This is a genomic window from Dolichospermum sp. LEGE 00240, from assembly GCF_015207875.1.
GTDB classification, from domain to species: Bacteria; Cyanobacteriota; Cyanobacteriia; order Cyanobacteriales; family Nostocaceae; genus Dolichospermum; species Dolichospermum gracile.
In genome coordinates this window covers 1-21,955 of sequence record NZ_JADEVZ010000023.1, presented here as the reverse complement: position 1 = coordinate 21,955, position 21,955 = coordinate 1, and the positions used below count along the sequence as shown (strand labels likewise).

At 39.5% G+C, this 21,955-nt stretch carries 20 protein-coding genes and 1 pseudogene; 11 read left to right on the top strand and 10 right to left on the bottom strand.

Going from position 1 to position 21,955, the window contains the following annotated elements:
* Positions 1 to 47: 47 nt before the first annotated feature.
* Positions 48 to 1,094: a glycerate kinase gene (locus IQ226_RS10005; RefSeq protein WP_193895021.1), complete on the bottom strand. Its 1,047-nt coding sequence runs from the start codon at positions 1,092 to 1,094 to the stop codon at positions 48 to 50.
* A gap of 4 nt (positions 1,095 to 1,098) precedes the next feature.
* Positions 1,099 to 1,431, bottom strand: a complete 333-nt coding sequence (locus tag IQ226_RS10000) for a DUF565 domain-containing protein (RefSeq protein ID WP_193895020.1) — start codon at positions 1,429 to 1,431, stop codon at positions 1,099 to 1,101.
* 119 nt (positions 1,432 to 1,550) lie between these two features.
* On the opposite strand from IQ226_RS10000, the gene IQ226_RS09995 reads away from it, so the two are divergent.
* The 3 genes and pseudogenes from IQ226_RS09995 to IQ226_RS09985 form a co-directional block, all read left to right on the top strand.
* The gene (locus IQ226_RS09995) at positions 1,551 to 2,144 is read left to right on the top strand and encodes a hypothetical protein (protein ID WP_193895018.1); all 594 of its coding nucleotides are present in this window, start codon (positions 1,551 to 1,553) and stop codon (positions 2,142 to 2,144) included.
* Between the two features lie 107 nt (positions 2,145 to 2,251).
* The gene (locus IQ226_RS09990; protein ID WP_193895016.1) at positions 2,252 to 4,087 is read left to right on the top strand and encodes a glycosyltransferase family 39 protein; all 1,836 of its coding nucleotides are present in this window, start codon (positions 2,252 to 2,254) and stop codon (positions 4,085 to 4,087) included.
* Positions 4,088 to 4,200: 113 nt separating this feature from the next.
* Positions 4,201 to 4,323 (top strand): annotated as a pseudogene (locus IQ226_RS09985) (hypothetical protein); the annotation flags it as partial.
* Between the two features lie 112 nt (positions 4,324 to 4,435).
* On the opposite strand, the gene IQ226_RS09980 reads toward IQ226_RS09985, so the two are convergent.
* Positions 4,436 to 5,794, bottom strand: a complete 1,359-nt coding sequence (locus tag IQ226_RS09980) for an NAD(P)/FAD-dependent oxidoreductase (protein ID WP_193895014.1) — start codon at positions 5,792 to 5,794, stop codon at positions 4,436 to 4,438.
* A 322-nt stretch (positions 5,795 to 6,116) separates the two neighbouring features.
* Between IQ226_RS09980 and ilvC the strand changes: the two genes are divergently transcribed.
* A complete protein-coding gene (gene ilvC / locus IQ226_RS09975) occupies positions 6,117 to 7,112 on the top strand; it encodes a ketol-acid reductoisomerase (RefSeq protein ID WP_193895012.1) in 996 nt (331 codons plus the stop codon).
* A 185-nt stretch (positions 7,113 to 7,297) separates the two neighbouring features.
* Here ilvC and IQ226_RS09970 read toward each other — a convergent pair whose 3' ends face one another.
* The gene (locus IQ226_RS09970) at positions 7,298 to 8,164 is read right to left on the bottom strand and encodes a shikimate dehydrogenase (protein WP_193895010.1); all 867 of its coding nucleotides are present in this window, start codon (positions 8,162 to 8,164) and stop codon (positions 7,298 to 7,300) included.
* Positions 8,165 to 8,262: 98 nt separating this feature from the next.
* Between IQ226_RS09970 and IQ226_RS09965 the strand changes: the two genes are divergently transcribed.
* Positions 8,263 to 9,165 (top strand): alpha/beta fold hydrolase, encoded by a 903-nt coding sequence (locus tag IQ226_RS09965; RefSeq protein ID WP_193895008.1) that lies wholly within the window; start codon positions 8,263 to 8,265, stop codon positions 9,163 to 9,165.
* Positions 9,166 to 9,291: 126 nt separating this feature from the next.
* Here IQ226_RS09965 and IQ226_RS09960 read toward each other — a convergent pair whose 3' ends face one another.
* A complete protein-coding gene (locus tag IQ226_RS09960) occupies positions 9,292 to 12,015 on the bottom strand; it encodes a cation-transporting P-type ATPase (RefSeq protein ID WP_193895006.1) in 2,724 nt (907 codons plus the stop codon).
* Positions 12,016 to 12,848: 833 nt separating this feature from the next.
* Between IQ226_RS09960 and IQ226_RS09955 the strand changes: the two genes are divergently transcribed.
* Positions 12,849 to 13,310 carry a pyridoxamine 5'-phosphate oxidase family protein gene (locus tag IQ226_RS09955; protein ID WP_193895004.1) on the top strand — a complete coding sequence of 154 codons (462 nt, stop codon included), beginning with the start codon at positions 12,849 to 12,851 and terminating at the stop codon, positions 13,308 to 13,310.
* A 64-nt stretch (positions 13,311 to 13,374) separates the two neighbouring features.
* Here IQ226_RS09955 and ilvA read toward each other — a convergent pair whose 3' ends face one another.
* Complete coding sequence (ilvA, locus tag IQ226_RS09950; RefSeq protein ID WP_370567117.1) at positions 13,375 to 14,946, bottom strand: threonine ammonia-lyase, biosynthetic; 1,572 nt, start codon at positions 14,944 to 14,946, stop codon at positions 13,375 to 13,377.
* Positions 14,947 to 15,369: 423 nt separating this feature from the next.
* On the opposite strand from ilvA, the gene IQ226_RS09945 reads away from it, so the two are divergent.
* Positions 15,370 to 16,386, top strand: a complete 1,017-nt coding sequence (locus tag IQ226_RS09945) for a TOBE-like domain-containing protein (protein ID WP_193895002.1) — start codon at positions 15,370 to 15,372, stop codon at positions 16,384 to 16,386.
* Positions 16,387 to 16,428: 42 nt separating this feature from the next.
* On the top strand, positions 16,429 to 16,671 hold the full coding sequence (locus tag IQ226_RS25915; protein WP_370567116.1) for a hypothetical protein: 243 nt from the start codon (positions 16,429 to 16,431) through the stop codon (positions 16,669 to 16,671).
* A gap of 21 nt (positions 16,672 to 16,692) precedes the next feature.
* Here IQ226_RS25915 and IQ226_RS09940 read toward each other — a convergent pair whose 3' ends face one another.
* Positions 16,693 to 17,688, bottom strand: a complete 996-nt coding sequence (locus IQ226_RS09940; protein WP_193895000.1) for a protochlorophyllide reductase — start codon at positions 17,686 to 17,688, stop codon at positions 16,693 to 16,695.
* A gap of 223 nt (positions 17,689 to 17,911) precedes the next feature.
* Between IQ226_RS09940 and IQ226_RS09935 the strand changes: the two genes are divergently transcribed.
* The 3 genes from IQ226_RS09935 to IQ226_RS25075 all read left to right on the top strand — a co-directional run bounded on the left by IQ226_RS09935 (position 17,912) and on the right by IQ226_RS25075 (position 18,992).
* Positions 17,912 to 18,220 carry a CRISPR-associated protein Csx3 gene (locus IQ226_RS09935; protein ID WP_193894998.1) on the top strand — a complete coding sequence of 103 codons (309 nt, stop codon included), beginning with the start codon at positions 17,912 to 17,914 and terminating at the stop codon, positions 18,218 to 18,220.
* A 423-nt stretch (positions 18,221 to 18,643) separates the two neighbouring features.
* Complete coding sequence (locus IQ226_RS09930) at positions 18,644 to 18,856, top strand: hypothetical protein (RefSeq protein ID WP_193894996.1); 213 nt, start codon at positions 18,644 to 18,646, stop codon at positions 18,854 to 18,856.
* Positions 18,843 to 18,992: a type II toxin-antitoxin system RelE/ParE family toxin gene (locus IQ226_RS25075; protein ID WP_228039354.1), complete on the top strand. Its 150-nt coding sequence runs from the start codon at positions 18,843 to 18,845 to the stop codon at positions 18,990 to 18,992. Before IQ226_RS09930 ends, IQ226_RS25075 begins: the two co-directional genes overlap by 14 nt.
* Before the next feature lie 372 nt (positions 18,993 to 19,364).
* Here the strand turns inward: IQ226_RS25075 and IQ226_RS09920 are convergent, their stop codons facing one another.
* The 3 genes from IQ226_RS09920 to argB form a co-directional block, all read right to left on the bottom strand.
* Positions 19,365 to 20,180, bottom strand: a complete 816-nt coding sequence (locus IQ226_RS09920) for a DUF3153 domain-containing protein (RefSeq protein ID WP_193894994.1) — start codon at positions 20,178 to 20,180, stop codon at positions 19,365 to 19,367.
* 21 nt (positions 20,181 to 20,201) lie between these two features.
* Positions 20,202 to 20,723 (bottom strand): tetratricopeptide repeat protein, encoded by a 522-nt coding sequence (locus IQ226_RS09915; protein ID WP_193894992.1) that lies wholly within the window; start codon positions 20,721 to 20,723, stop codon positions 20,202 to 20,204.
* A 239-nt stretch (positions 20,724 to 20,962) separates the two neighbouring features.
* Positions 20,963 to 21,859, bottom strand: a complete 897-nt coding sequence (gene argB / locus IQ226_RS09910) for an acetylglutamate kinase (RefSeq protein ID WP_193894990.1) — start codon at positions 21,857 to 21,859, stop codon at positions 20,963 to 20,965.
* Positions 21,860 to 21,955: the final 96 nt, after the last annotated feature.

Below are 21,955 nucleotides of genomic sequence, written 5' to 3'. Positions count from 1 at the left end.
ACTATTTTACGCCATTTTAGGCTTTTCATGGAAGGATTTACCCTGGCTTATTGAGTGGTTACTGGGAATCTGATTTTTCCAAAACTATGATCAGCATTAATTTCAATTACTAAGTCAACTTCTGATGATTTGACTAAAGGATTAATGAATAATTCAGGATGTAAAGAACGCCAAAAATAATTCACAAATTCTTCTATTTGTGCGTCACTCATTCCTGATTTGCCAGCAGTAATCATTTGTCTTTCGGCTTGCTTGCGCCATGTTAATGAATAACGGTAATCTGTGGGGTAAAGAACTATTAAACTATCTAATTTTTTCCATAGTGGTAAATAACTTTTCAGTTGATGATTCATATCAGAGGCAAATTGTCTATCTGCGTCTGTAAGAATAGGTGGTGGTGGAGTCAATAATGCTTGGGGAGGAATTGGTTTTACACCCACAAACCAACCTTCAAACAGAACAATATCTATGGGATTTGTGATAATCTCAGAAGTAGTGCGATCGCCTGCACCCCCATGAGCAGATTTATCAAATCTAGGAACTATCACAGGACTCTTGCTTTGAGCAATCTGATCGAGTACACTGAAGGCTAGGTGAATATCGTGGGTTCCAGGCGGACCGCGCCAAACTAAACGGGAATCTTCCTGCATTAAAGCCAAGCGATCGCTATAAGTTTTGTACAAGTCGTCCAAAGACAAGCTTAATGTCCTGTATCCCAACTGCTGGAGAATCAACTTCAGTACCCCCGACATTGTGCTTTTGCCCGTGCCTTGTGCGCCTAAAATTCCCTGGATGAAAGGTTTCCCTAACTCTTGACGCTGTGCTGCAATTTTCATTCCCAAAGGTAGCCACACATCCCACAACACCTGCAACATTCCTTGAGGATCAGTTTTTAGGCTAGTTTGACAAAATTGACTAAAATCAGGGAAAACTAACTTCAGTAAATCCCCTCTGTTTTGGATAGCTTCGACCACATTCTCAGCAGTAATATTAAACACTTTAGCTCGCAAAGGATCTGCCAATGCTGCGGTTTGTGCTAATACTTGCCAGGATGTGTCCGTTGTCAAAATTTTACTTAGCCATTCACTACTCATAAAATTACGAACCCAGCTTAAAGGCTTCTAGGAATAGACTGTAGATAAAACCAACCTTGAGATAGTTGAGTGTTTCTACCCAAAATGCTTGCCGAGCAAAAAAATTACGACTGTAAAATATCCTACTGGTGATTTCAGTTAATAGCACTAAAAATCCAGCTACTACGATGTCTAATTCTGCTTTCTGTCCAGCGGTTGTTGATACTGCCGATCCCAAAAAAAAGCCGAACAGGAAACTAATGAGTAGTAATGATAACCGTCGCCAAGGATTGAGAAACCATTCACTCAAGCTTCTATAAATTGTTTCTAATAGGTTGTTCAGACGAGTATTTTGCATGAAGAAGGGAACAGGGAACAGGGAACAGGAAACAGGGAACAGGGAACAGGGAACGAGAATAATTACCAATTACTTGGGTTTAGCTGACAAAAAATCTTATTTCTATATCTATAATCATTATGAAAAACTGCCTCTATCGGTATCGTAACTTCATTATCGGTTTTTCTGTAGTAGGATTCATGGGGATCATCACTGGATGCCTGGATATGAGAATCTCCTTTGAGTCTACAAATCCAGAAAAAAATTCACCTATAGTTACAAACACGGTCAATAGTGCTGATGCAGTCAACCTAGATAGTACACCAAGTGAATCAGTAGAATCAAGTTCACAAAAAAATCAGTCTACGGTTGTAGCTTATCGGTTTGATTCAGATAGTAAAACCAAGACTGCTGGATCACTTCGTGTGAGCAACAAAACTACCCAACCCGTACGTCTAGCATTATTAGCTAGACAATCATCTCAAAAAAGCGCCACTGCGAATAAATCTAAATCTGGTATTCCGGCTCATTGGGATTTTGCTCCCCAAGAGGGAAATGAGAACGGGTTAATTTTATCCTTGCCTCAAGGTAATTTAAAGCTAGAGAAAGGTGATATTTTAGTGGCTTTTGCTCAAGATGGTTCTCGACGCTATTGGGGTCCCTATGTTGTGGGAGAAACTTCTTCTCCACAATGGAATCTTAAAACTCAAGAATGGCAGTTGGTGTTAAGGTAGGGGCGCAGGGCTTGCGCCCATTCAGGAGTCAGGAGTTTTTGGAATTTTGAATTGTCACCTATTGTATATTGGCAGGACATGATTACTGTGTCTTTAAGTATTAATTCATGAACATAAAATTTAGTATTAATCGTAACGTGGTTGATAAGTGGTTGAATAATTTAGAACAGCGTCCAGTCCTATTTGTGGCTGTGTCGTCTCTGTGGTTATTGGTGATTGGTTGGATAGCTTTTGGCTGGAATTTGGGGAATGTGGGCTTGATTGATGAAACTGAGCCGCTGTTTGCTGAAGCTTCCCGGCAAATGCTGGTAACTGGTGATTGGATTACGCCGTTTTTTAATGGTGAAACTCGCTTTGATAAACCCGCTTTAATTTATTGGTGTCAGGCGATCGCCTACTCTATTATGGGAGTAAATGAATGGGCTGCTCGTATCCCTTCAGCATTGGCAGCAATGGGTGTAATTGCTTTGGCGTTTTATACTGTGCAGTGGTATTTTGCCAGAAAAGACGAATTAGAACAAGTTACCAACTTGCCTCGACGTTACTTTACAGCCGCCATTGCCGCAGCCTTAATGGCACTCAACGCAGAAATGATTGTTTGGGGCAGAACTGGCGTTTCCGATATGTTACTTACTGGCTGTATCGGTTCAAGCTTGTTATGTTTCTTCCTGGGATATGCTCAAAATCAAGCTCCTATAGTCATTGCTAATTGGCGACTTCCCAATCAATGGTATTTAGCTTGTTATGTGTTAATTGCTGGGGCAATATTAACGAAGGGTCCGGTAGGGATTGTTTTACCCGGACTGATTATGATTGCTTTTGCCGTATATGTGGGGAAATTCTGGGAATTGTGGCGGGAAATGCGGCCGATTTTGGGCATGGGGATCGTTTTAGTTATCTCACTTCCCTGGTATGTTTTAGTAACTTGGCGCAACGGCTGGAATTTTATTAATGCCTTTTTTATCTATCACAATATAGACCGTTTCACCGAAGTCGTTAATGGTCATTCAGCCCCTTGGTATTTTTACTTTTTAGTCGTTTTGTTGGGGTTTGCACCTTATTCAGTGTACATCCCTGCGGCTCTAGTTAGAGTCAATCTTTTGCAGCGATCGCACTGGTTAAACCAAGAACGCTCTCAACAACTAGGTTTATTTACCTGTATATGGTTTCTGGGTGTGTTTGGATTTTTCACAATTTCCGTCACCAAACTGCCCAGCTATGTATTACCCTTAATGCCAGCAGCGGCAATGCTTGTGGCATTATTTTGGAGTGATCTTTTCCCCAGTTCACCTACTATTACCCCCACGCCTCCCAAATTTTTGCGCCTCAGTGCTTGGATAAACGTAGGATTCTTGACTATTCTGGCGATCGCTCTCTTTCATCTTACCCGAATTGCTGGACCTGATCCCGCTGCTCCTGAATTATATGTACAAATGGAGAAATCAGGCATCCTCAAATTTGGAGGCATAATTTGGTTACTATCTACAATCACCGCCGCCATTCTCATCTTAACTCACCGTTACCGACAGATCATCACCATTAACTTATTAGGATTTATCGCCTTTATTGCGATCGTTTTAATGCCTGCTGTTGCCATTATGGATCAACAGCGTCAACTCCCTCTCAGAGAATTATCCGCCCTCATTGTTGAATCAAAACAACCCAATGAAGAATTAATTATGGTTGGATTCAAAAAACCTACGGTGACTTTCTACACGCACAAAAATGTTAATTACATCAAATTTGCTCAACAAGCTCTTGAATATATTCAAAAGCAAGCATCCCAACCAACTAAACCACCATCATTATTACTCTTAGTTGAACAGGGAAAATTCCAAGAAATGGACCTACCACCAGACAATTACAAAAGTTTAGCCACCAAGGGCGCTTATCATCTGATTCGTGTTCCTTTAAGAACAGCCAAACCAGATAACTTGTCTTAAACTATGATTTTTTAATTGATGTGATTTCTGTGATGATTGATTATTGTTATCGTCACAATCAAATAAATCAAATAAATGATTTTTTTAATTGATGTGATTACCGTTATGCTTCATACAACTGGGTAGATTTAGAGCGAAGACAACTATGTTGGGCGCACTTGAAACGGGATTTTATTAAAATATCCGAGCGTAGTGGGGTAGATTATCTATATCAGAATTTAGATACTACAGTCTAATTATTAGCAAAATTTACGGGCGTATTACAATAAGCCCGCATTCCTTTCCAACCAATGGGAGTTTGTATCTATTATCAATCAAAATGGTGGGTTAATAACCCACTCGACAAAACTACACATTCAACGGCTTTTTTGTGATAACTGGCGTGTGACTATCACTATTTGCAATTGGTACAGGGGCAATGGTTTCCTTACCTGTAATTAATCTTGCGCCACGATTGCGGGTAAAATAACTCCACAACCATTGAATCATCACAACTAACTTATTATCAAATTCAATCAAGAAGTAGATATGAATAAATAACCAGACAAACCACGCCAAGAAACCTCTGAGTTTGATAAATCCTAAATCAACAACTGCGGCGTGTTGCCCAATCATTGCTAAACTACCTCTATCCACATATTTGAATTGGGGTAATGTTTCACCTTTCAACCGTTTTTGAATGAGTTTAGCCACATATTCGCCTTCTTGCATGGCGACTGGTGCAACTCCCGGTAAAGGTTTATCATTTTGATGGGCAAAATTTGCTAAGTCACCAACTACGAAAATGTTGGGAAATCCTTTAATACTTAGGTCTGGTTCAACCATAACACGACCAGCGCGATCGCTCTCAACTCCCGTCTTCTCTGTCAAAACTTTCCCCATAGGTGAGGCTTTTACACCCGCAGCCCACAACACGGTTTTTGCCGCAATTTCTTTAACTTCATCACCTTGCTTAATCGTCACAATATCATTTTCAATATGTGTTACCAAAGTTTTGGTTTGCACATCTACGCCCAAAGCCTTTAATGATGCTTCCGCTGTCTGGGATAATTCCGGGGCAAAAGGGGGAAGAATCCGATCTAAACCTTCTAACAATAAAACTCTGGTTTCTGAGGTGTCAATGTTGCGGAAATCTTCTGTCAGGGTTTTAGTTGCTAATTCAGCGATCGCTCCCGCCAATTCTACCCCAGTTGGACCACCACCAACAATTACAAAAGTTAACAAAGCTTGGCGTTTTACCGGATCACTTTCCTTTTCAGCGGCTTCAAATGCAAAAAATATCCGCCGACGCATCTCAATGGCATCTTCTACAGTCTTTAAACCCGGTGCAAATTCTTCCCAGTTATCCTTACCAAAATAGGAATGTTTTGCCCCTGTAGCCACAATTAAGGTATCGTAGGGGACAGATTCCTCGCCTACCATCACCTTTTGGGTGGTAGTGTCAATATCATTCACCTCACCCAACAGCACCTTTGTATTCTTGCTTTTGCTGAGGACAGCCCGCAAGGGAGAAGAAATATCCGCCGGGGATAAAGCACCTGTAGCGACCTGGTACAACAGCGGTTGAAAGAGATGAAAATTGCGTTTATCAATCAGGGTGATTTGCACATTGGCCTTAGCCATAGACTTAGCGGCGTACAATCCACCGAAACCACCACCAATAATCACGACTTGATGAACCGGTTTTTTGTCAGCTAGATCAACCATAAAAAATATTTCCTTCCATTACAGGGCTGTAACTATTCTTAACAAATTTGTATCAAAATTGTCACAATTATTTCTGTTTATTTTGAACTTCTTAAAAAAAAATAAAAGTAGCGGATTGAAAGGAGTCGGGAGTCAGAAGTCAGGAGTCAGAAGGAAGAAAAAGAGGAAGTTGGGTAATTGTAATTTTTATTTCCTGTTCCCTATTCCCTATTCCCTATTCCCTATTCCCTGTTCCCTATTCCCTATTCCCTATTCCCCAATTTGCGATACAATCATAAGTCTGCCAATTTCATGACAGCCTTTATAAACAGGAGATGCTTCTATGGCGCGTATGTATTATGATGAAGATGCTAACTTGGATCTTTTAGCAGGTAAAACAGTTGCTATTATTGGTTATGGTTCACAAGGTCATGCTCACGCGCTGAATCTCAAAGATAGCGGTGTAAACGTCATTGTCGGATTATATCCCGGCAGTAAGTCCACAGCCAAAGCTGAAGCTGCTGGCTTGACTGTAAAAAATGTTGCTGATGCGGCCATTGCTGCTGATTTCATCATGATTTTATTACCAGATGAAGTCCAAAAAACAATTTACAAAAACGAAATTGAACCAAATTTAGAAGCGGGGAACGTTTTAGCTTTTGCACATGGTTTTAATATCCATTTTGCACAGGTTGTACCTCCTGCTGATGTTGATGTCGTCATGGTTGCACCTAAAGGTCCTGGACATTTAGTGCGTCGTACTTATGAACAAGGACAAGGTGTACCTGCGTTATTTGCAGTTTATCAAGATGCCACTGGTCAGGCACGCGATCGCGCTATGGCTTATGCTAAAGGTGTTGGTGGTACACGCGCCGGTATTTTGGAAACTACTTTCCGGGAAGAAACCGAAACCGATTTGTTTGGGGAACAAGCAGTATTGTGTGGTGGTTTGAGTGCTTTAATCAAAGCCGGTTTTGAAACCTTAGTTGAAGCAGGTTATCAACCAGAACTCGCCTATTTTGAATGTCTGCACGAAGTCAAATTAATTGTTGATTTAGTCGTAGAAGGTGGTTTAGCTACCATGCGCGATAGTATTTCTAATACTGCCGAATATGGTGATTATACTCGTGGTCCTCGCGTTGTCACCGCCGAAACTAAAGCGGAAATGAAGAAAATCCTCAGCGAAATTCAATCTGGACAATTCGCGCGGGAATTTGTCTTGGAAAACCAAGCTGGTAAACCTGGTTTTACTGCTATGCGCCGTCAAGAAGCAGAACATCCTATTGAAGCAGTTGGTAAAGATTTACGCGCTATGTTTAGCTGGTTGAAGAAAGCGTAATTTTGGGTAAGTAGGTTACCATTGAAAATCGTCGTTATGGCAAGGCAAGAGGCAATCATGCAAGAGTGAAGAGGGTTTGGGCGATTTTACTTTTCTTTACACAGATTGGTTTTATTGTGTTCACCTACTTAATTGGTAATTGGTAATTCTTTACCTTTTACCAAATTCCTTTTCCCCCCGCCCTGTCATATCCCCAGGTGATTTTGCAATGCTTGACGCATTTCGCTGACGGGGACTGTTTCTTGTTGTAACCAGATTTTTAAGGCTGCTGCACCTTGTTGGACAAGCATTTCTAAACCATCAATAATAATTGCTCCTTGTTTTTCGGCTAGATGCAAAAATTTGGTGGGTTTAGGAATATAAATTAAATCATAGACAATGGCATCACCAGGCAAATAACCAATTTCTTGGCTAGTTAATGGCGATTCTTCCATATAAGGATACATCCCAATGGGGGTTGTATTTACTAATAAGTTAGCTTGGTGGAGTAGGTTCGGTAATTCTTGCCATTCATGCACCTGAAATTTATCTGCAAAGGGTGAATTTTGCCAACTTTGATGAAATGCTTGTAATTTCTGTAAATTCCGCCCGACAACATGAATTTCTACCAAACCGAGTTGAATACAACCAGCAACCACAGCCCTCGCAGCCCCACCATTCCCTAAAATTACCGCCTTTTTCTGACTCCAATCTTGATGATATGTTGTTTGTAATGGGGCAATAAATCCTTCCACGTCTGTATTTGTCCCCACCCATTTATCACCTTGACGAGTGACAGTGTTCACTGCACCGATAGCTTGGGCGACAGGAGAAATTTCGGATAATAAGGGTAATATTGCTTGTTTATGGGGAATTGTAATGCTAAACCCTACCATACCAATACTAGCAAACCCGGCGATCGCTCTCTCCAAATTCTCCGGTGCAATGGGAAAAGGCAAATACACATAATCTAATCCCAGTTTAGTTAAAGCCGCATTGTGCATCAATGGAGAAAGGGAATGTGACACAGGATGTCCAATGACTCCCAAAAGTTGTGTTTTTCCAGTAATCATTTTTATTTTTATTAGTTGTCAGTTGTTAGTGGTCAGTTGTCCGTTGTTAAATAATTTAATTTACAATTATTCACAGTAACTTAATATTTCTTGGCAATATGCAAACAAGTATCGCTTCCTCCACAAATCCGATTCCTGGTCAATATTGGCAATGGCGCGGACACAATGTATACTATGTTCAAGCAGGAGCAGCACAAGCCCAACGTCCACCCTTGCTATTGGTACATGGTTTTGGTGCTTCCACAGACCATTGGCGCAAGAATATCACAGAATTGAGTGCAGATTTCCAAGTATTTGCCATTGACCTGTTAGGATTTGGGCGTTCCGCAAAACCTAATTTACAGTATAGCGGTGACTTGTGGCGCGACCAACTCCATGATTTTATTAGTGAAATTATCGGTCAAAAGACCATTTTAGCAGGTAATTCTTTAGGTGGTTACGCTTGTTTATGCGTTGCTTCCCAACGTCCTGATAGTGCAGCAGGTGTAGTATTACTTAATAGTGCTGGGCCATTTTCCCAACCAGAAAATCAAATTCAACCTTCTATAAATCCTCTGCAAAAACTTTTGGGTAAACCTATTAAATGGGCTTTTAAACAACGTTTAGCGCAGTCTTTATTATTTCAATATACCCGCCAGAAGTGGGTAATTCGCCGCACATTAGAAAAAGTTTATCTGGATAAAAGTGCAATCACAGATCAATTAGTAGCAGAAATTCAACGTCCTGCTTATGATCCAGGGGCTTTAGATGTATTCATTTCTGTTTTTAGCAGTCCTCAAGGAGCCAAAGTTGACATCTTACTCAAACAATTAACTTGTCCTTTATTGTTATTATGGGGAGAAGCAGATCCTTGGATAAAAGCGAGAGAACGTTCCCAAAAATTCCATGAATATTATCCCCAACTAACCGAATATTTTCTCACAGCCGGTCATTGTCCCCATGACGAAATTCCTGAACAAGTAAATTCACATTTACGTGATTGGGTAATTAGTTTAAGCTGATCAGATCCCCGACTTCTTAGAGAAGTCCGGGATCTGACTCTTGCAATGTTCATAAATCAAATAGGATTGCTAGATAAAATTGGTATTACACTAAAGAGACATTAGCCATAACTAAACTGTATTGGCTTAAAACTGAGAATCTAAGCGATTGGCAAAGATTGCTACTAAAATCATCGGCAAGCCAACAACCAGACAAATTAACCATTGATTCCATGCCAATGGGGCTGTATAAAATAATTTATTCATCAAACCCCATTGGCTAAAAATTATCTGCAAAATAATAGTGCTGGCAATTCCCACATATATTGCCTTTTGATCGCCAATTTCTCGATTAATTCCGCGAATTTTATCAACAATAGCAATACCTAATTGGGTAATACTTAACAGGTAAAAAATTCTGCCTACTACTAAGGCTTGAATCGCCATTGTCCTGGCAACAGCAACATCTCCAGTTGTTTGTTTTATCCATTCAAATACGCCAAAAATTAAAATCCAGTTAAAGATAGAAATGAGGACAATACGTTTAACTAAATTAGGACAAAGTAATTTTTCATTGGGGTTACGTGGGGGTTGTTGCATTACTTGATCAGACTTGGGTTCAAAAGCCAAAGGAACTGTCATAGCAATGGAATTCACCATATTTAACCACAGCACTTGTAAAGAGAGAATTGGTAAATCTCTGGCTAACAAAACGCTAATTAAAATCGTCATAGATTCACCTCCATTCACAGGGAGAATAAAGGCGATCGCTTTCAACAAATTACTGTAAACTGTTCTTCCTTCCTCAACCGCAGCTTCTATAGAGGCAAAGTTATCGTCTGTCAAAATCATATCAGCGGCTTCCTTGGCTACTTCCGTACCCGCCCCACCCATTGCAATACCAATATCCGCCTTTCTTAACGCTGGTGCATCATTGACACCATCCCCCGTCATGGCGACTATTTCACCTTTAGATTGCAGTGCTTCCACAATTCGCAATTTCTGTTCTGGTGCTACACGGGCAAATACTACCCCATTTTCGATCGCTGTAGCCAGTTCTGGTTTGTCCATTTTCGCCAGTTCCGCACCTGTAAAAGCCCTCACTTGCCGATGATGATTAAAACCCATGCGAGAGGCGATCGCTGCCGCCGTCACAGCATGATCACCTGTAATCATTTTCACCCGAATACCAGCTTGTTGACAGGCTTGCACCGCCTTGATAGCCTCAGCACGGGGTGGATCTATCATCCCCTGTAAACCTAAGAAAATCAAATCATTCTCGATATCTGGATGATCCAATGAATCTTGATTCTCAGAAACTGGTTTTTTCGCAAAAGCTAACACCCGTAAACCCTGATGCGCCATTGTATCAACTTGCTGATTTACAGTTTCTGCATCCACAGGAGAAAGTTCCCCAGAGGAATTTAACATCTGTTGACAACGCTTGAGAATCGCCTCTACTGAACCCTTAACATAAATAATTCGTTCTTGTTGTTCAATTTCATGCAGAGTTGTCATGTACTGATACTCTGATTCAAAGGGGATGACATCAAGCCTAGATATAGTTGCTTGTAAATTATTATGGGTTAACCCGACTTTATTCGCAGCAGTTATTAATGCGCCCTCGGTGGGATCACCAACTACTATCCATTGTCCATTTTTATCTTCTAAGTGGGAATCATTGCACAACAAACCAGCTTGTAAACATTCTGCTAGAGGAGGAATATCATGAATATCTACAGGATTTTCGTCTAGCAAAATTTCCCCGCTTGGTGCATAGCCTGTACCCGTAACTGTATAATATTGATTACCTGCATAAATGCCTTGTACTGTCATCTGGTTTTCAGTCAAAGTCCCAGTTTTATCAGAACAAATTACTGTAGCACCTCCCAGGGTTTCCACTGCGGGTAACTTGCGTACAATGGCGTGACGGCGTGCCATGCGGGAAACACCAATGGCTAAGGTGACAGTAACTACAGCAGGTAATCCTTCAGGAATGGCACTCACAGCAAAAGCTACCGCAGGTTCAAACATTTCTACCCAAGTGTTACCGTATCCCAAGCCGACGGCAAATGTTAAAGATGCAATTCCTAAAATAATATAAAGTAGGGTGCGACTAAATTTGTCAAACTTCCGGGTTAAAGGGGTTTTGAGGATGTTTCCCTGTTCCATTAATTGAGAAATACGCCCGGTTTCTGTAGCTGTGCCAATAGCAACGACAATACCTTTACCAGTGCCAAAAGTGACAAAACCGCCAGCATAAGCCATATTAGTGCGTTCTGCTAGAACTGCATCTGCTTGTACTGGTTGGGTATTTTTTTCTACAGCAACAGATTCTCCTGTTAATCCTGATTCGTTGATTTGTAAATTCCGTGTTTGTACAAGTCGTAAATCGGCTGGTACTTTATCACCTGATGTTAATAGTACGATATCACCGGGGATTAATTCAGTAGAAGGAACTTGGAGTTTATTTCTGTTACGGATAATAGTGGTGTTAGTTTTAACTGAAGATGCTAAGGCAGCGATCGCACTTTCTGCTTTTGATTCTTGCACAAAACCAATAATAGCATTAATTAAAGTTACACCCCAAATTACTCCGGTATTTACCCATTGTCCCAAAAATGCTTTAACCGCACCAGCAATTAATAAAATATAAAGTAGCGGTTGATGGAATTGCAATAAAAACCTTAGTAAAGCACTCTTTCCGCGTTTTGCTTTCAGTTCATTAGTTCCAAAACTTTCTTTGCGTTTTGCTACTTCAGTAGTAGTTAAACCTGTTTCGATATTACTGTTTAAATATTGACTTACTTCCTGTACAGGTAAGTTATGCCATTTATATTCTGTTAATTGATTTGTAGATGATGCCGTCATAATTTTTTGCTCCAAAATCTTAAGTAGGTGAACTGAAAAATTTAAAGTTATGTGAAGAAAAGTAAAATCGCCCAAAACTCTCTTCCTGTTCCCTTGCACCAACGACAATTTTAACCCCAACCTACTTACCCTGATAGGATAATTTTATAGTTCAGTTAGTTTACAATACTGTTCGGTTAAGGTTAAAAAATGAAAATATGTAGGTTGCGTTGAGAAAACCCAACATCTTCAATGATTTTTTGTTTTTATACAATAGTTTATTTAAGTAGAAAATTTCGTTAACCGAACAGTATTGAGTTAGTTTATTATTGTTTCAGATGTCTTCATCTATTAAAAATCTTACTTGCATCTTCTTTAAAATTAAACTCTTTTAGAGTGGTTATCCTATCTGCATTAATTATAAAAATTAACCTCCATTTACTTATTGAATATTCAAAATATATCCCTTTTGCATGAGACATATAGGACTCCGGTTTGATTCTGTGAATTTTCCTGCGTAGGAAGGCAAGAGGCAATCATGCAAGAGGCAAGAGGATTTCAGAATATGAAGGTGTACCGAGTTTTGTATGGCTACGCCACGCAAGCTATCAAAAATCGAATAGGAGTCCTATACTATATAAGATACATTATTTATATTTGACATGAACTTTTATTCCCCTATCTTTGTTATAGCATCTATATTTTATTAACATCTTCTTGAAGATATATTTATTTAGTTATAAATTTGTTATAGCAGATTCTAATAATTACCTCTTAAGACTCACGTATATAAATCGAAAAACCTTAACACTAAGAATATCACTCATGTTCATAAAACTAAAATTTTAGAAAAAATGACACAATCTTTAGATACTAAACCACGAGTTCAAGAATTGCGTAAATTGCTTGAAGGTCTTGAATGTGGGATGTTAACCACAATTGATGATGATGGCAGTTTACATAGTCGTCCCATGTCAATGTGGAATGAAATTGATAATGATGCCACACTCTGGTTTTTTACCCTAGCTAATTCCCATAAAGTCCTAGAAATTCAAAATCATCAACAGGTGAATGTGAGTTTTTCCGCACCTAATCAAGAACGATTTGTTTCCATATTAGGAACAGCCCAGTTAATAAGAGATCGTGAGGAAATTCAATCAAAATGGCAGCCAGGATTAGAAGTTTGGTTTCCTAAAGGCATAGATGAACCCAATATTGCCTTATTAAAAATAAAAGTTAATAAAGTAGATTATTGGGAGAGTTCATCTAGTTTTATGCCGCAAACTATTAGTTTTTTGGAATTATCACGCCGTTAAATTCTAATACCCAAAATACCCAGATCCCCGACTTCTTCCAGAAGTCGGGGATCTATCTGCTAAATCATCCTAAAAATAACTTATATGCCGGATTATCACTTTCATGCCAATAGTGATAACCAAGATTATCTAAAAATGATTGCCATTCTGCTGTTTCATGGGGGGGAACTTGCATTCCTACCACAATTCGTCCATAGTCTGCGCCATTATTGCGATAATGAAATAAGCTAATGTTCCAATCAGGAGACATAGAAGTTACAAACTGCATTAATGCCCCTGGACGTTCGGAAAATTCAAACCGATAAAGGAGTTCATTTTCTGCAAGAGGAGAATGTCCTCCTACCATGTGACGTAAATGCAGTTTGGTTAATTCATCATCTGTTAAATCTATGGTTTTTAAACCGTGAGATTCAAAGTTTTCGACCATTTTCGCAGCGTCAGCACGATTTTCTATTTGCACACCTACGAAAATATGCGCTTCTTTTTCATCGGCAATGCGATAGTTAAATTCTGTCAGGTTGCGTTTACCAATACAGTCACAAAACTTTCTTAAACTACCCCTTTCTTCGGGAATTCTGACTGCAAAAATAGCTTCTCGACGTTCGCCAAATTCTGCCCGTTCTGCCACAAAACGTAAACGGTCAAAATTCATGTTAGCACCACAAGCAACGGCGATGAGGGTTTGATTTTGAATTTGTTCTCGTTCTGCATAAAGTTTTGCACCAGCGATCGCTAACGCCCCCGCAGGTTCTAAAATAGAGCGAGTATCCTCAAACACATCTTTAATTGCCGCACAGGTAGCATCTGTATCCACTAAAATAATTTCATCCACATATTGTTGACATAGCCGGAAGGTTTCCTCTCCCACTTCCCGCACCGCTACCCCGTCCGCAAATAAACCCACCTGAGACAATCGTACCCGTTCGCCAGCTTGCAATGATTGATACATAGCGTTAGCATCTACAGGTTCAACACCAATAATTTTAATATCAGGACGTAACCGTTTAACATAAGCTGCAATCCCGGAAATTAAGCCACCACCACCAATAGCCACAAAAATAGCGTGAATAGGTTGCTGATATTGGCGCAGTATTTCCATGCCAATTGTTCCCTGACCAGCGATAACATCAGGATCATCAAAGGGATGTATAAAAGTCAACCCCTTTTCCGCTGCCAATTGTCGCGCATGGGCATAAGCATCATCATAATTATTGCCATGTAGAACCACCTCTCCACCCCTGGCTTTGACTGCATTGATTTTCACCTGGGGCGTAATTACGGGCATAACAATGATGGACTTTGTTCCTAAACGACTGGCAGCTAAAGCCACACCTTGGGCATGATTCCCCGCAGAAGCCGCAATGACACCCTGTTTAAGTAGGTCTGGTGTGAGATTGACCATTTTGTTATATGCACCCCGCAGTTTGAAGGAGAACACCGATTGCATATCTTCCCGTTTGAGGAGGAGTTTGTTATGAATGCGGTTGGAAAGATTGGGGGCATATTCCAATGGCGTTTCTTGGGCTACATCATAGACCCGGGCGGTGAGGATTTGTACCAAGTAGTCGCAATACATATCAAGGAGGGAATTGGGGTTGGTTGTTAATTCTACCGCTTGTTGGGTCTTTCGAGTAATGGTTTTCGGGATGAAATACTGTTTGGTTAAATGTGAACTTAATTCATGAATTTTAATGATACAACAAGAGCCAAGTCGGTTAAAATACCAATTGACGGTCAAAATCTTGCAACCAAAAGGGTTTTCCAGCAATTCTCATTTTAAGGTTTCATCGCTCAAAAGTCAGAATCACGGATTATACGGATTAAAAGATGGCGCGGGTTAGGTTGTTTGCTATGATAAGAGTTACTAAAATCCGTGAAATCAGTGCAATCTGTCTAATCCGTGATTCTAACCTCATTTTATTTTTTTCAAAATGAGAATTGCTGGGGTTTTCTCCTAACTCCTGACTTCTGCTATACAACTGCCAATATTTGTGATATAAATATAAAGTACGGTATTCCTACTTAAAAACCGTAGATTATTCGCAGAGGTGTAGCACCAGTGGGCATAGTAGTTGAAAACGTCTCTAAACAATTTGGTAGTTTCCAAGCGGTTGAACAGGTAAACCTGGAAATTCAGAGTGGTTCGCTGGTGGCTTTACTTGGTCCATCGGGATCTGGTAAGTCTACCTTGTTGCGGTTAATCGCTGGTTTAGAAATACCAGATACAGGTAAAATCATTTTAACAGGCAAAGATGCCACTTTTCAAAGCGTCCAAGAAAGAAATATTGGCTTTGTGTTTCAGCACTATGCCCTATTTAAACATTTAACAGTCCGTAAAAATATCGCCTTTGGCTTAGAAATTCGCAAAGCTTCTAAAAAGAAAATTGCGGGAAAAGTAGAACAGTTACTAGAACTGGTACAATTAGGTGGATTAGGCGATCGCTATCCTTCCCAACTTTCCGGCGGACAAAGACAACGGGTAGCCTTAGCTAGAGCTTTGGCTGTAGAACCCAACGTCCTCTTATTAGATGAACCATTTGGAGCGCTGGATGCCAAAGTTCGGAAAGACTTACGAGCCTGGTTACGTCGTCTCCATGACGAGGTTCATGTTACCACAGTTTTCGTCACCCATGACCAAGAAGAAGCCATGGAAGTTGCCGATGAAATTGTCGTCATGAATAAAGGCAAAGTCGAACAGGTAGGAACACCCGCACAAATTTATGATCATCCCGCATCTGCATTTGTGATGAGTTTTATTGGTCCGGTGAACGTATTACCCAGTTCTGCCAAAATCTTCCAAAGTAGTGGTTTTGAATCAACAAACCCAGAAACATTTTTGCGTCCCCAAGATATCATCATTGAAACAGTTGGTAATGGCACAACAGCACAAGCCACAGTCAGCAGAATCATTCATTTAGGCTGGGAAATTCAAGTTGAATTAACCTTAGATGATGGACAAATGATGACAGCCCACTTAACACGGGAACGGTTCGATGAATTAAAATTAGAACCACAAGCAAAGGTTTATGTTAAACCAAAAGATGCAAAATCTTTTCCCCTTTATTATTCAATTTAGGCAAGAGGGAACAGGGAATAGGGAACAGGTGACAGGTGACAGGTGACAGGTGACAGGTTACAGGTGACAGGGAACAGGGAACAGGTTACAGGTTACAGGGAACAGGTTACAGGGAACAGGGAACAGGTTACAGGTTACAGGGAACAGGTTACAGGTTACAGGGAACAGGTTACAGGTTACAGGTTACAGGTTACAGGTTACAGGTTACAGGTTACAGGTTACAGGTTACAGGTTACAGGTTACAGGTTACAGGTAAGAGTTTTACCAATGACAACTGACAACTGACAACTGACAACTGACAACTGACTAAATTAGAGATTTTGCCTTTTCAGATTCTTTCCCTAATCCTACCAACTGATAGCTAAGATCCCACATCCGTTTACCTTTTTCGTCATCTCTTGCTTGGGGGGAAACTTTTTGCACAAAAGATGTTCTGCCTTCTTTTTGACGATTTCCCCAACTCCAATAAATACCAGATTGTTTGTATTCAGAATCAGCAACCACCATTGCCACCCGCTCTCCTGATAATTCTTCAGTCACAAATCCTCCAGTGATATACTTTTGGAAAAGAGGGAAAATTTTCTGGAACAGAGGATAGTGATTGCGGAATAAAGCCGTAGTTGCCACACAACCAGGATAGAGAGAACTGAAAGTAATGCCAGTAGATTCATGAAAACGGTTATGTAGTTCGCGCATAGTCAGAACATTACACACCTTACTATCTTTGTAAGCTTTAACCGGTTCAAATTCCTTACCGTTAATCATGCAAATGGGATTTTGGAAACCTGCGGCAAAACCTTCAAAATTACCCAAATCTGGACGAGGAGGAATTTTTCCACCCAATTCATCTGGGTTGTGGGTAACAGTTCCCAAAATTACCAATCGTTTATCAGTTGCAGGTGACTTTTGCAAATCTGCCAACATCAAATTACAGAGGAGAAAATGTCCCAAGTGATTTGTGGTAACGGTTAATTCATATCCTTCAGGAGAAAATAAAGGTTCTTTAATTAAAGGCATATAAATGGCAGCGTTGCAAACCAAAGCTTCTACGGTTCTGCCAGTAGCTCGGAAATTATTTACAAATTGTCGAACGCTTTCTAAAGAGCCTAAATCAATTTGCATGAGTGTGTAGCTATTTGCTGGGATTCCCACACTTTGAGCAGCTTTTTCGGCTTTGATTAAATCACGACAAGCCATAATAACGTGCCAGTTTCCTTTGTCTACGAGAGCTTTCGCTGCTTGCAAACCAACTCCCGAAGAAGCGCCTGTAATGATTGCTGTTGACTTACGATTTTGTTCCATTTGTTCAGACTCCTTTGATGATAGGTTTATGACAAAACAGTCTACTATGATCTCATAATCTCATGTTTTTCGAGATCCCTGACTTCTTGGGCTTTTTTCTTGGAAGCGGGGCGGCAAAACCCACCTGGGTTAATTTCAGTTTGTAATTTCAGCATAGACTAATCTGGAATAGGCTACTTCCAATGCCATGTATGATGTGATTATTAATGAATCAGTAAAGGTAATGACTACTTATAAGATTGATTTAAAAGACGATATTTTGCAGGTGGGTTTTGGTTACAGTATTGCTCAAAATGACCAGATTGTCAAAGATGCTGCTACACAGTTGGAGGAAATGGCACGGTCGGGGAAGTTAGCAGGAGGTCAATTATTGAGGATTAATGGACCGATTTCTATTCCTGTGGCTTTTGTGTTGGCACATAAGTTAGCACATATTTACGGAGCAATTGGTTGTTTTGATCCGAAACTAGGTAAATACGTGATTTGCATCACACACAACCCAGCATATAACCTGGGAGATTTGATTGATTGAAGCCTAGAGAGAGGAAATCAAAATGGCTGAAATGGTGAAAGTTGTCTTATGTAGTCCGCCACAGTCGGGTAAATCTTGTCTGCGAGAAGGTTTAAAATGTTAACTGAATACTCTTGACCGTACTCAAGTCAATTAATAAACGAGATCAATAAACCATAAATCATTATATAGGAATCCGGTTTGATTCTGTGAATTTACTTGTGTGATCAGGGAACTCTTAACTGGTAACACGTGAGTTAGGAGTTTCTCCTTCGGAGACGCTACCCGAACGGAGTTATGATTTTTTCAACGAGATCATAAGGGCTTGAGACTCCTACGTGGGGTGAGTTTTCCACAAATTATCGTTATGTCGAACTCACCTGGTAACAGGGAACAGGAAAGACAATATGCTATAATCTACCTAATGATTTAGGAGTTAAATTAATGCTACAAATCAATAAGAATTATGTTTTGGATCAAAATCAAAAACCAATTGCTGTACAAATTCCTATTAGTGAATTTGAACAAATAGAGGAAATTTTAGAAAATTATGGATTAGCAAAACTGATGGAAGAAGTAGAAACTGATGAAATTTTATCTAAAAATGAAGCTTTAAAATATTTAGAATTACTTAAAAATAACAATGTGGAAAGTTGAATATACAAAGAAATTTTTAAAAGAATTAGCATCCTTACCTAAAGAGATTCAATCTCGGATAGAAGCAATTGTTTTTACTGAATTAGAAATAGAAAATCCTTTTGAGTTAGGCTATCTTGGAAAAATGAAAGGTTAATGAAAGGTTACAAAGATAAATATAAAATTAGAATAGGAGATTATAGAATTGGTTTAACTCTTAATCAAGAAACTCAAACTATTTTATGTCAAAGAGTTGCACATCGTAGCGAAATCTATAAAATTTTTCCTTGATTTGCAATAGTGCGATCGCTCTTTTGATTCTACTAAATTCTGGAAATTGGGTTGATAAAACCCAACATTTTCCATTTTCAGGAAGTAATTACATCCTGATTCCACCTGAGTTCACCTGAGTTCGGTGTTAGGAGTTAGGAGTTATGATTTTTTCAACGAGATCATAAGGGTTTGAGACTCATATTTGGGGCAGTTTTCCAAAAATTATCTTATGTCGAACTCAGGTGATTCCAATATTTTACAACTCTTTCACCGTTAACTGAATACTCGGACTTGGTAATAACCTATATCTCAGATATAATCCCAACCACACAAAACCGATAATCAACAAAGTCCCAATTCCCAGAAAATTCGGCAACCAAAACACTACTTCTACATGATTCATATCCCCTACTTTAAGTCTCCATACTAGTTGATTACCATGCTTTTCTGGTTGGATAGGATTTTCATCATTTTGAATATTCTTCATTCCCCAAGGTGTCTGTAAGCTAAAGTCTAAATTGACAAGAGAACTATCACCTTTTGTCGTCAGCATAGCTAAAGAATGCAAGTCTAAATCATAAACTAAATGATTTCTAGAAAATAGGAAAAAATTCCTATCTTCTGCAACTAAAGTTGAGCTAAGATTTGCCAGTTCCGAACCATCACTATCTTCAGCAGTGCGAGTATTGAAAAAACCAGTAAATTTTTCTTGTAATTCCTGCGCACTGGTAAAGGGAATTTTAACAATAATTTCTGATGCTGAAACTCTCTCTATTGAACCTGCTAATGTTCGCGCTCGATTTTCTAAATTTTTTAACCATTCAGAGAGATAATTACTGCCAAAAAGAGTGATTTTTTCCGATAACTGAATATGCTGTATTAATTCACCATTATTTGTGCTGTTAAAGTTCACTCCTAAATCATACTTGACACAACCAGATAATAGTAATGAAGAAAGTATCACCATCAAGACAATTGGTTTGATTTTAGTAATCTTTCGGGTTTTGCTAATAGAAAAAAATACAGATTTTCTGAAATTTGATATCATCTTAATGACAGAGAATACATTCATAACTAAATCTCTCCTTATTTGCTAAAAACTTAACCAAACTAAATAGAAAATTATCAAACCAACAGAGATTAAACCTACCCAAACGAAATTATTGTCTTTAGTATTGACCGTACTCAAGTCAATGTATTCCCGTTCTACAGGTTTTGGTTTAGATGTAGATTTTTGCGGTTGGGAAGTGACAATTATTTTGGATTTATTATCAGAAACTATACCAAAATCAGGAATTTCTGTCATCCATTCTTTTGGTCTGTTCAGTTTGGGTGCTTTTAAAATATAAACTAGGCGTTTTGCTTGCTGACGAATTTCATAATGGGGATGACGGCTGAGTTGTTGACAAAGAGCGATCGCTTCTTCGGAACGTCCCGCAGCTTCATAAGCATTCACCAACCAAATTTCTATTTCACCAGCAAACTGGGTATTTTTTCCTAATAGGGTACTGGCTTTTTCTAAATTTTCTACAGCTTCCCGATATTGACCATTTTCAAAAGCAGTTGTCCCAATTTGGAAATACGATTTAGCGAGTTCTAAATTTTCTGTAGTCATTGGTCATTGGTCATTTGTCAGTTGTTAATTGTTCTTAAATAGCTTGAATTTTAACTTACAGCAGATTGTAGATAAATGAAGTCTTACTGATGATTTCTGTAGGAGTTCAGCAGTTTACTAAACGATTTTAAAATTTTTGAGCTATATTTAGTCATCTTTAGATGACTTGAGCTATTAGACAGGGAATTGATTCCCTGGCTGGCTGAATTAATTTTGCTGTAATTTGTCCCCCATTCCGATTATTGTTTCGACTGATGAGAACCCAGAATCATTGTTCCAATTCCCACATCTGTAAATACTTCTAACAATAAGGCATGAGGAATGCGTCCATCAATTATATGTGAAGCTTTAACTCCTTGGGCAAGCGATCGCACACAACAATTCACTTTCGGAATCATCCCCCCACTAACTATACCATCAGCAATTAATTGTCGCGCCTCCCGAATATCCACTTTGGGAACTAAGGTAGAAGGGTCTTTATAATCTCTTAAAATTCCTCTCGTATCAGTCAGCAAAATTAACTTTTCCGCCCCCAAAGCAGCGGCTATTTCCCCCGCTACCGTATCCGCATTAATATTATAAGCCTGTCCAGTTTCATCTGCCGCCACGCTGGAAACCACCGGAATATAGCCATTACTCGCAAGTGTTTCTAAAATCTTGATATTGACATTACTCACTTCCCCCACAAAACCAATCCCTTCATCACCTTGAGGACGAGCCTTAATTAAGTTACCATCCTTACCACAAAGCCCTACAGCCATTCCCCCAGCTTGATTAATCAAAGCCACAATTTCCTTATTCACCCGCCCAACCAACACCATTTCCACTACATCCATTGTTGGTGCATCAGTTACGCGCAAACCATTTTTAAACTGCGCTTCAATTCCTAATTTACCTAACCAACTATTAATTTCTGGTCCACCACCATGCACTAAAATCGGTCGTAAGCCCACACAAGATAAGAACACCACATCACGAATAACTTTATCTTTGAGGGAGCTATCCTTCATCGCTGCGCCACCGTATTTAACCACAACGGTACGACCGGCGAATTGTTGAATGTAAGGTAGGGCTTCGCTGAGAATTTCTACGCGATTAGCTTCAGCTTGCCTGATATATTCTGTATCATTAATCATGTTATTACCCAAGTTGCTAGTTATATAGTTTATGGGATAACTAGCAACAAGAGTTAATAACCTGTTGTGATCATAGCAGGGGCAGGGGGCAGGGGC

What these genes read in the sequence shown, in the direction of transcription:
- IQ226_RS10005 (WP_193895021.1), bottom strand. Translation starts at nt 1,094, where the DNA reads ATGAGTAGTGAATGGCTAAGTAAAATTTTGACAACGGACACATCCTGG.
- IQ226_RS10000 (WP_193895020.1), bottom strand. Translation starts at nt 1,431, where the DNA reads ATGCAAAATACTCGTCTGAACAACCTATTAGAAACAATTTATAGAAGC.
- IQ226_RS09995 (WP_193895018.1), top strand. Translation starts at nt 1,551, where the DNA reads ATGAAAAACTGCCTCTATCGGTATCGTAACTTCATTATCGGTTTTTCT.
- IQ226_RS09990 (WP_193895016.1), top strand. Translation starts at nt 2,252, where the DNA reads ATGAACATAAAATTTAGTATTAATCGTAACGTGGTTGATAAGTGGTTG.
- IQ226_RS09980 (WP_193895014.1), bottom strand. Translation starts at nt 5,794, where the DNA reads ATGGTTGATCTAGCTGACAAAAAACCGGTTCATCAAGTCGTGATTATT.
- ilvC (WP_193895012.1), top strand. Translation starts at nt 6,117, where the DNA reads ATGGCGCGTATGTATTATGATGAAGATGCTAACTTGGATCTTTTAGCA.
- IQ226_RS09970 (WP_193895010.1), bottom strand. Translation starts at nt 8,164, where the DNA reads ATGATTACTGGAAAAACACAACTTTTGGGAGTCATTGGACATCCTGTG.
- IQ226_RS09965 (WP_193895008.1), top strand. Translation starts at nt 8,263, where the DNA reads ATGCAAACAAGTATCGCTTCCTCCACAAATCCGATTCCTGGTCAATAT.
- IQ226_RS09960 (WP_193895006.1), bottom strand. Translation starts at nt 12,015, where the DNA reads ATGACGGCATCATCTACAAATCAATTAACAGAATATAAATGGCATAAC.
- IQ226_RS09955 (WP_193895004.1), top strand. Translation starts at nt 12,849, where the DNA reads ATGACACAATCTTTAGATACTAAACCACGAGTTCAAGAATTGCGTAAA.
- IQ226_RS09940 (WP_193895000.1), bottom strand. Translation starts at nt 17,688, where the DNA reads ATGGAACAAAATCGTAAGTCAACAGCAATCATTACAGGCGCTTCTTCG.
- IQ226_RS09935 (WP_193894998.1), top strand. Translation starts at nt 17,912, where the DNA reads ATGACTACTTATAAGATTGATTTAAAAGACGATATTTTGCAGGTGGGT.
- IQ226_RS09930 (WP_193894996.1), top strand. Translation starts at nt 18,644, where the DNA reads ATGCTACAAATCAATAAGAATTATGTTTTGGATCAAAATCAAAAACCA.
- IQ226_RS25075 (WP_228039354.1), top strand. Translation starts at nt 18,843, where the DNA reads ATGTGGAAAGTTGAATATACAAAGAAATTTTTAAAAGAATTAGCATCC.
- IQ226_RS09920 (WP_193894994.1), bottom strand. Translation starts at nt 20,180, where the DNA reads ATGAATGTATTCTCTGTCATTAAGATGATATCAAATTTCAGAAAATCT.
- IQ226_RS09915 (WP_193894992.1), bottom strand. Translation starts at nt 20,723, where the DNA reads ATGACTACAGAAAATTTAGAACTCGCTAAATCGTATTTCCAAATTGGG.
- argB (WP_193894990.1), bottom strand. Translation starts at nt 21,859, where the DNA reads ATGATTAATGATACAGAATATATCAGGCAAGCTGAAGCTAATCGCGTA.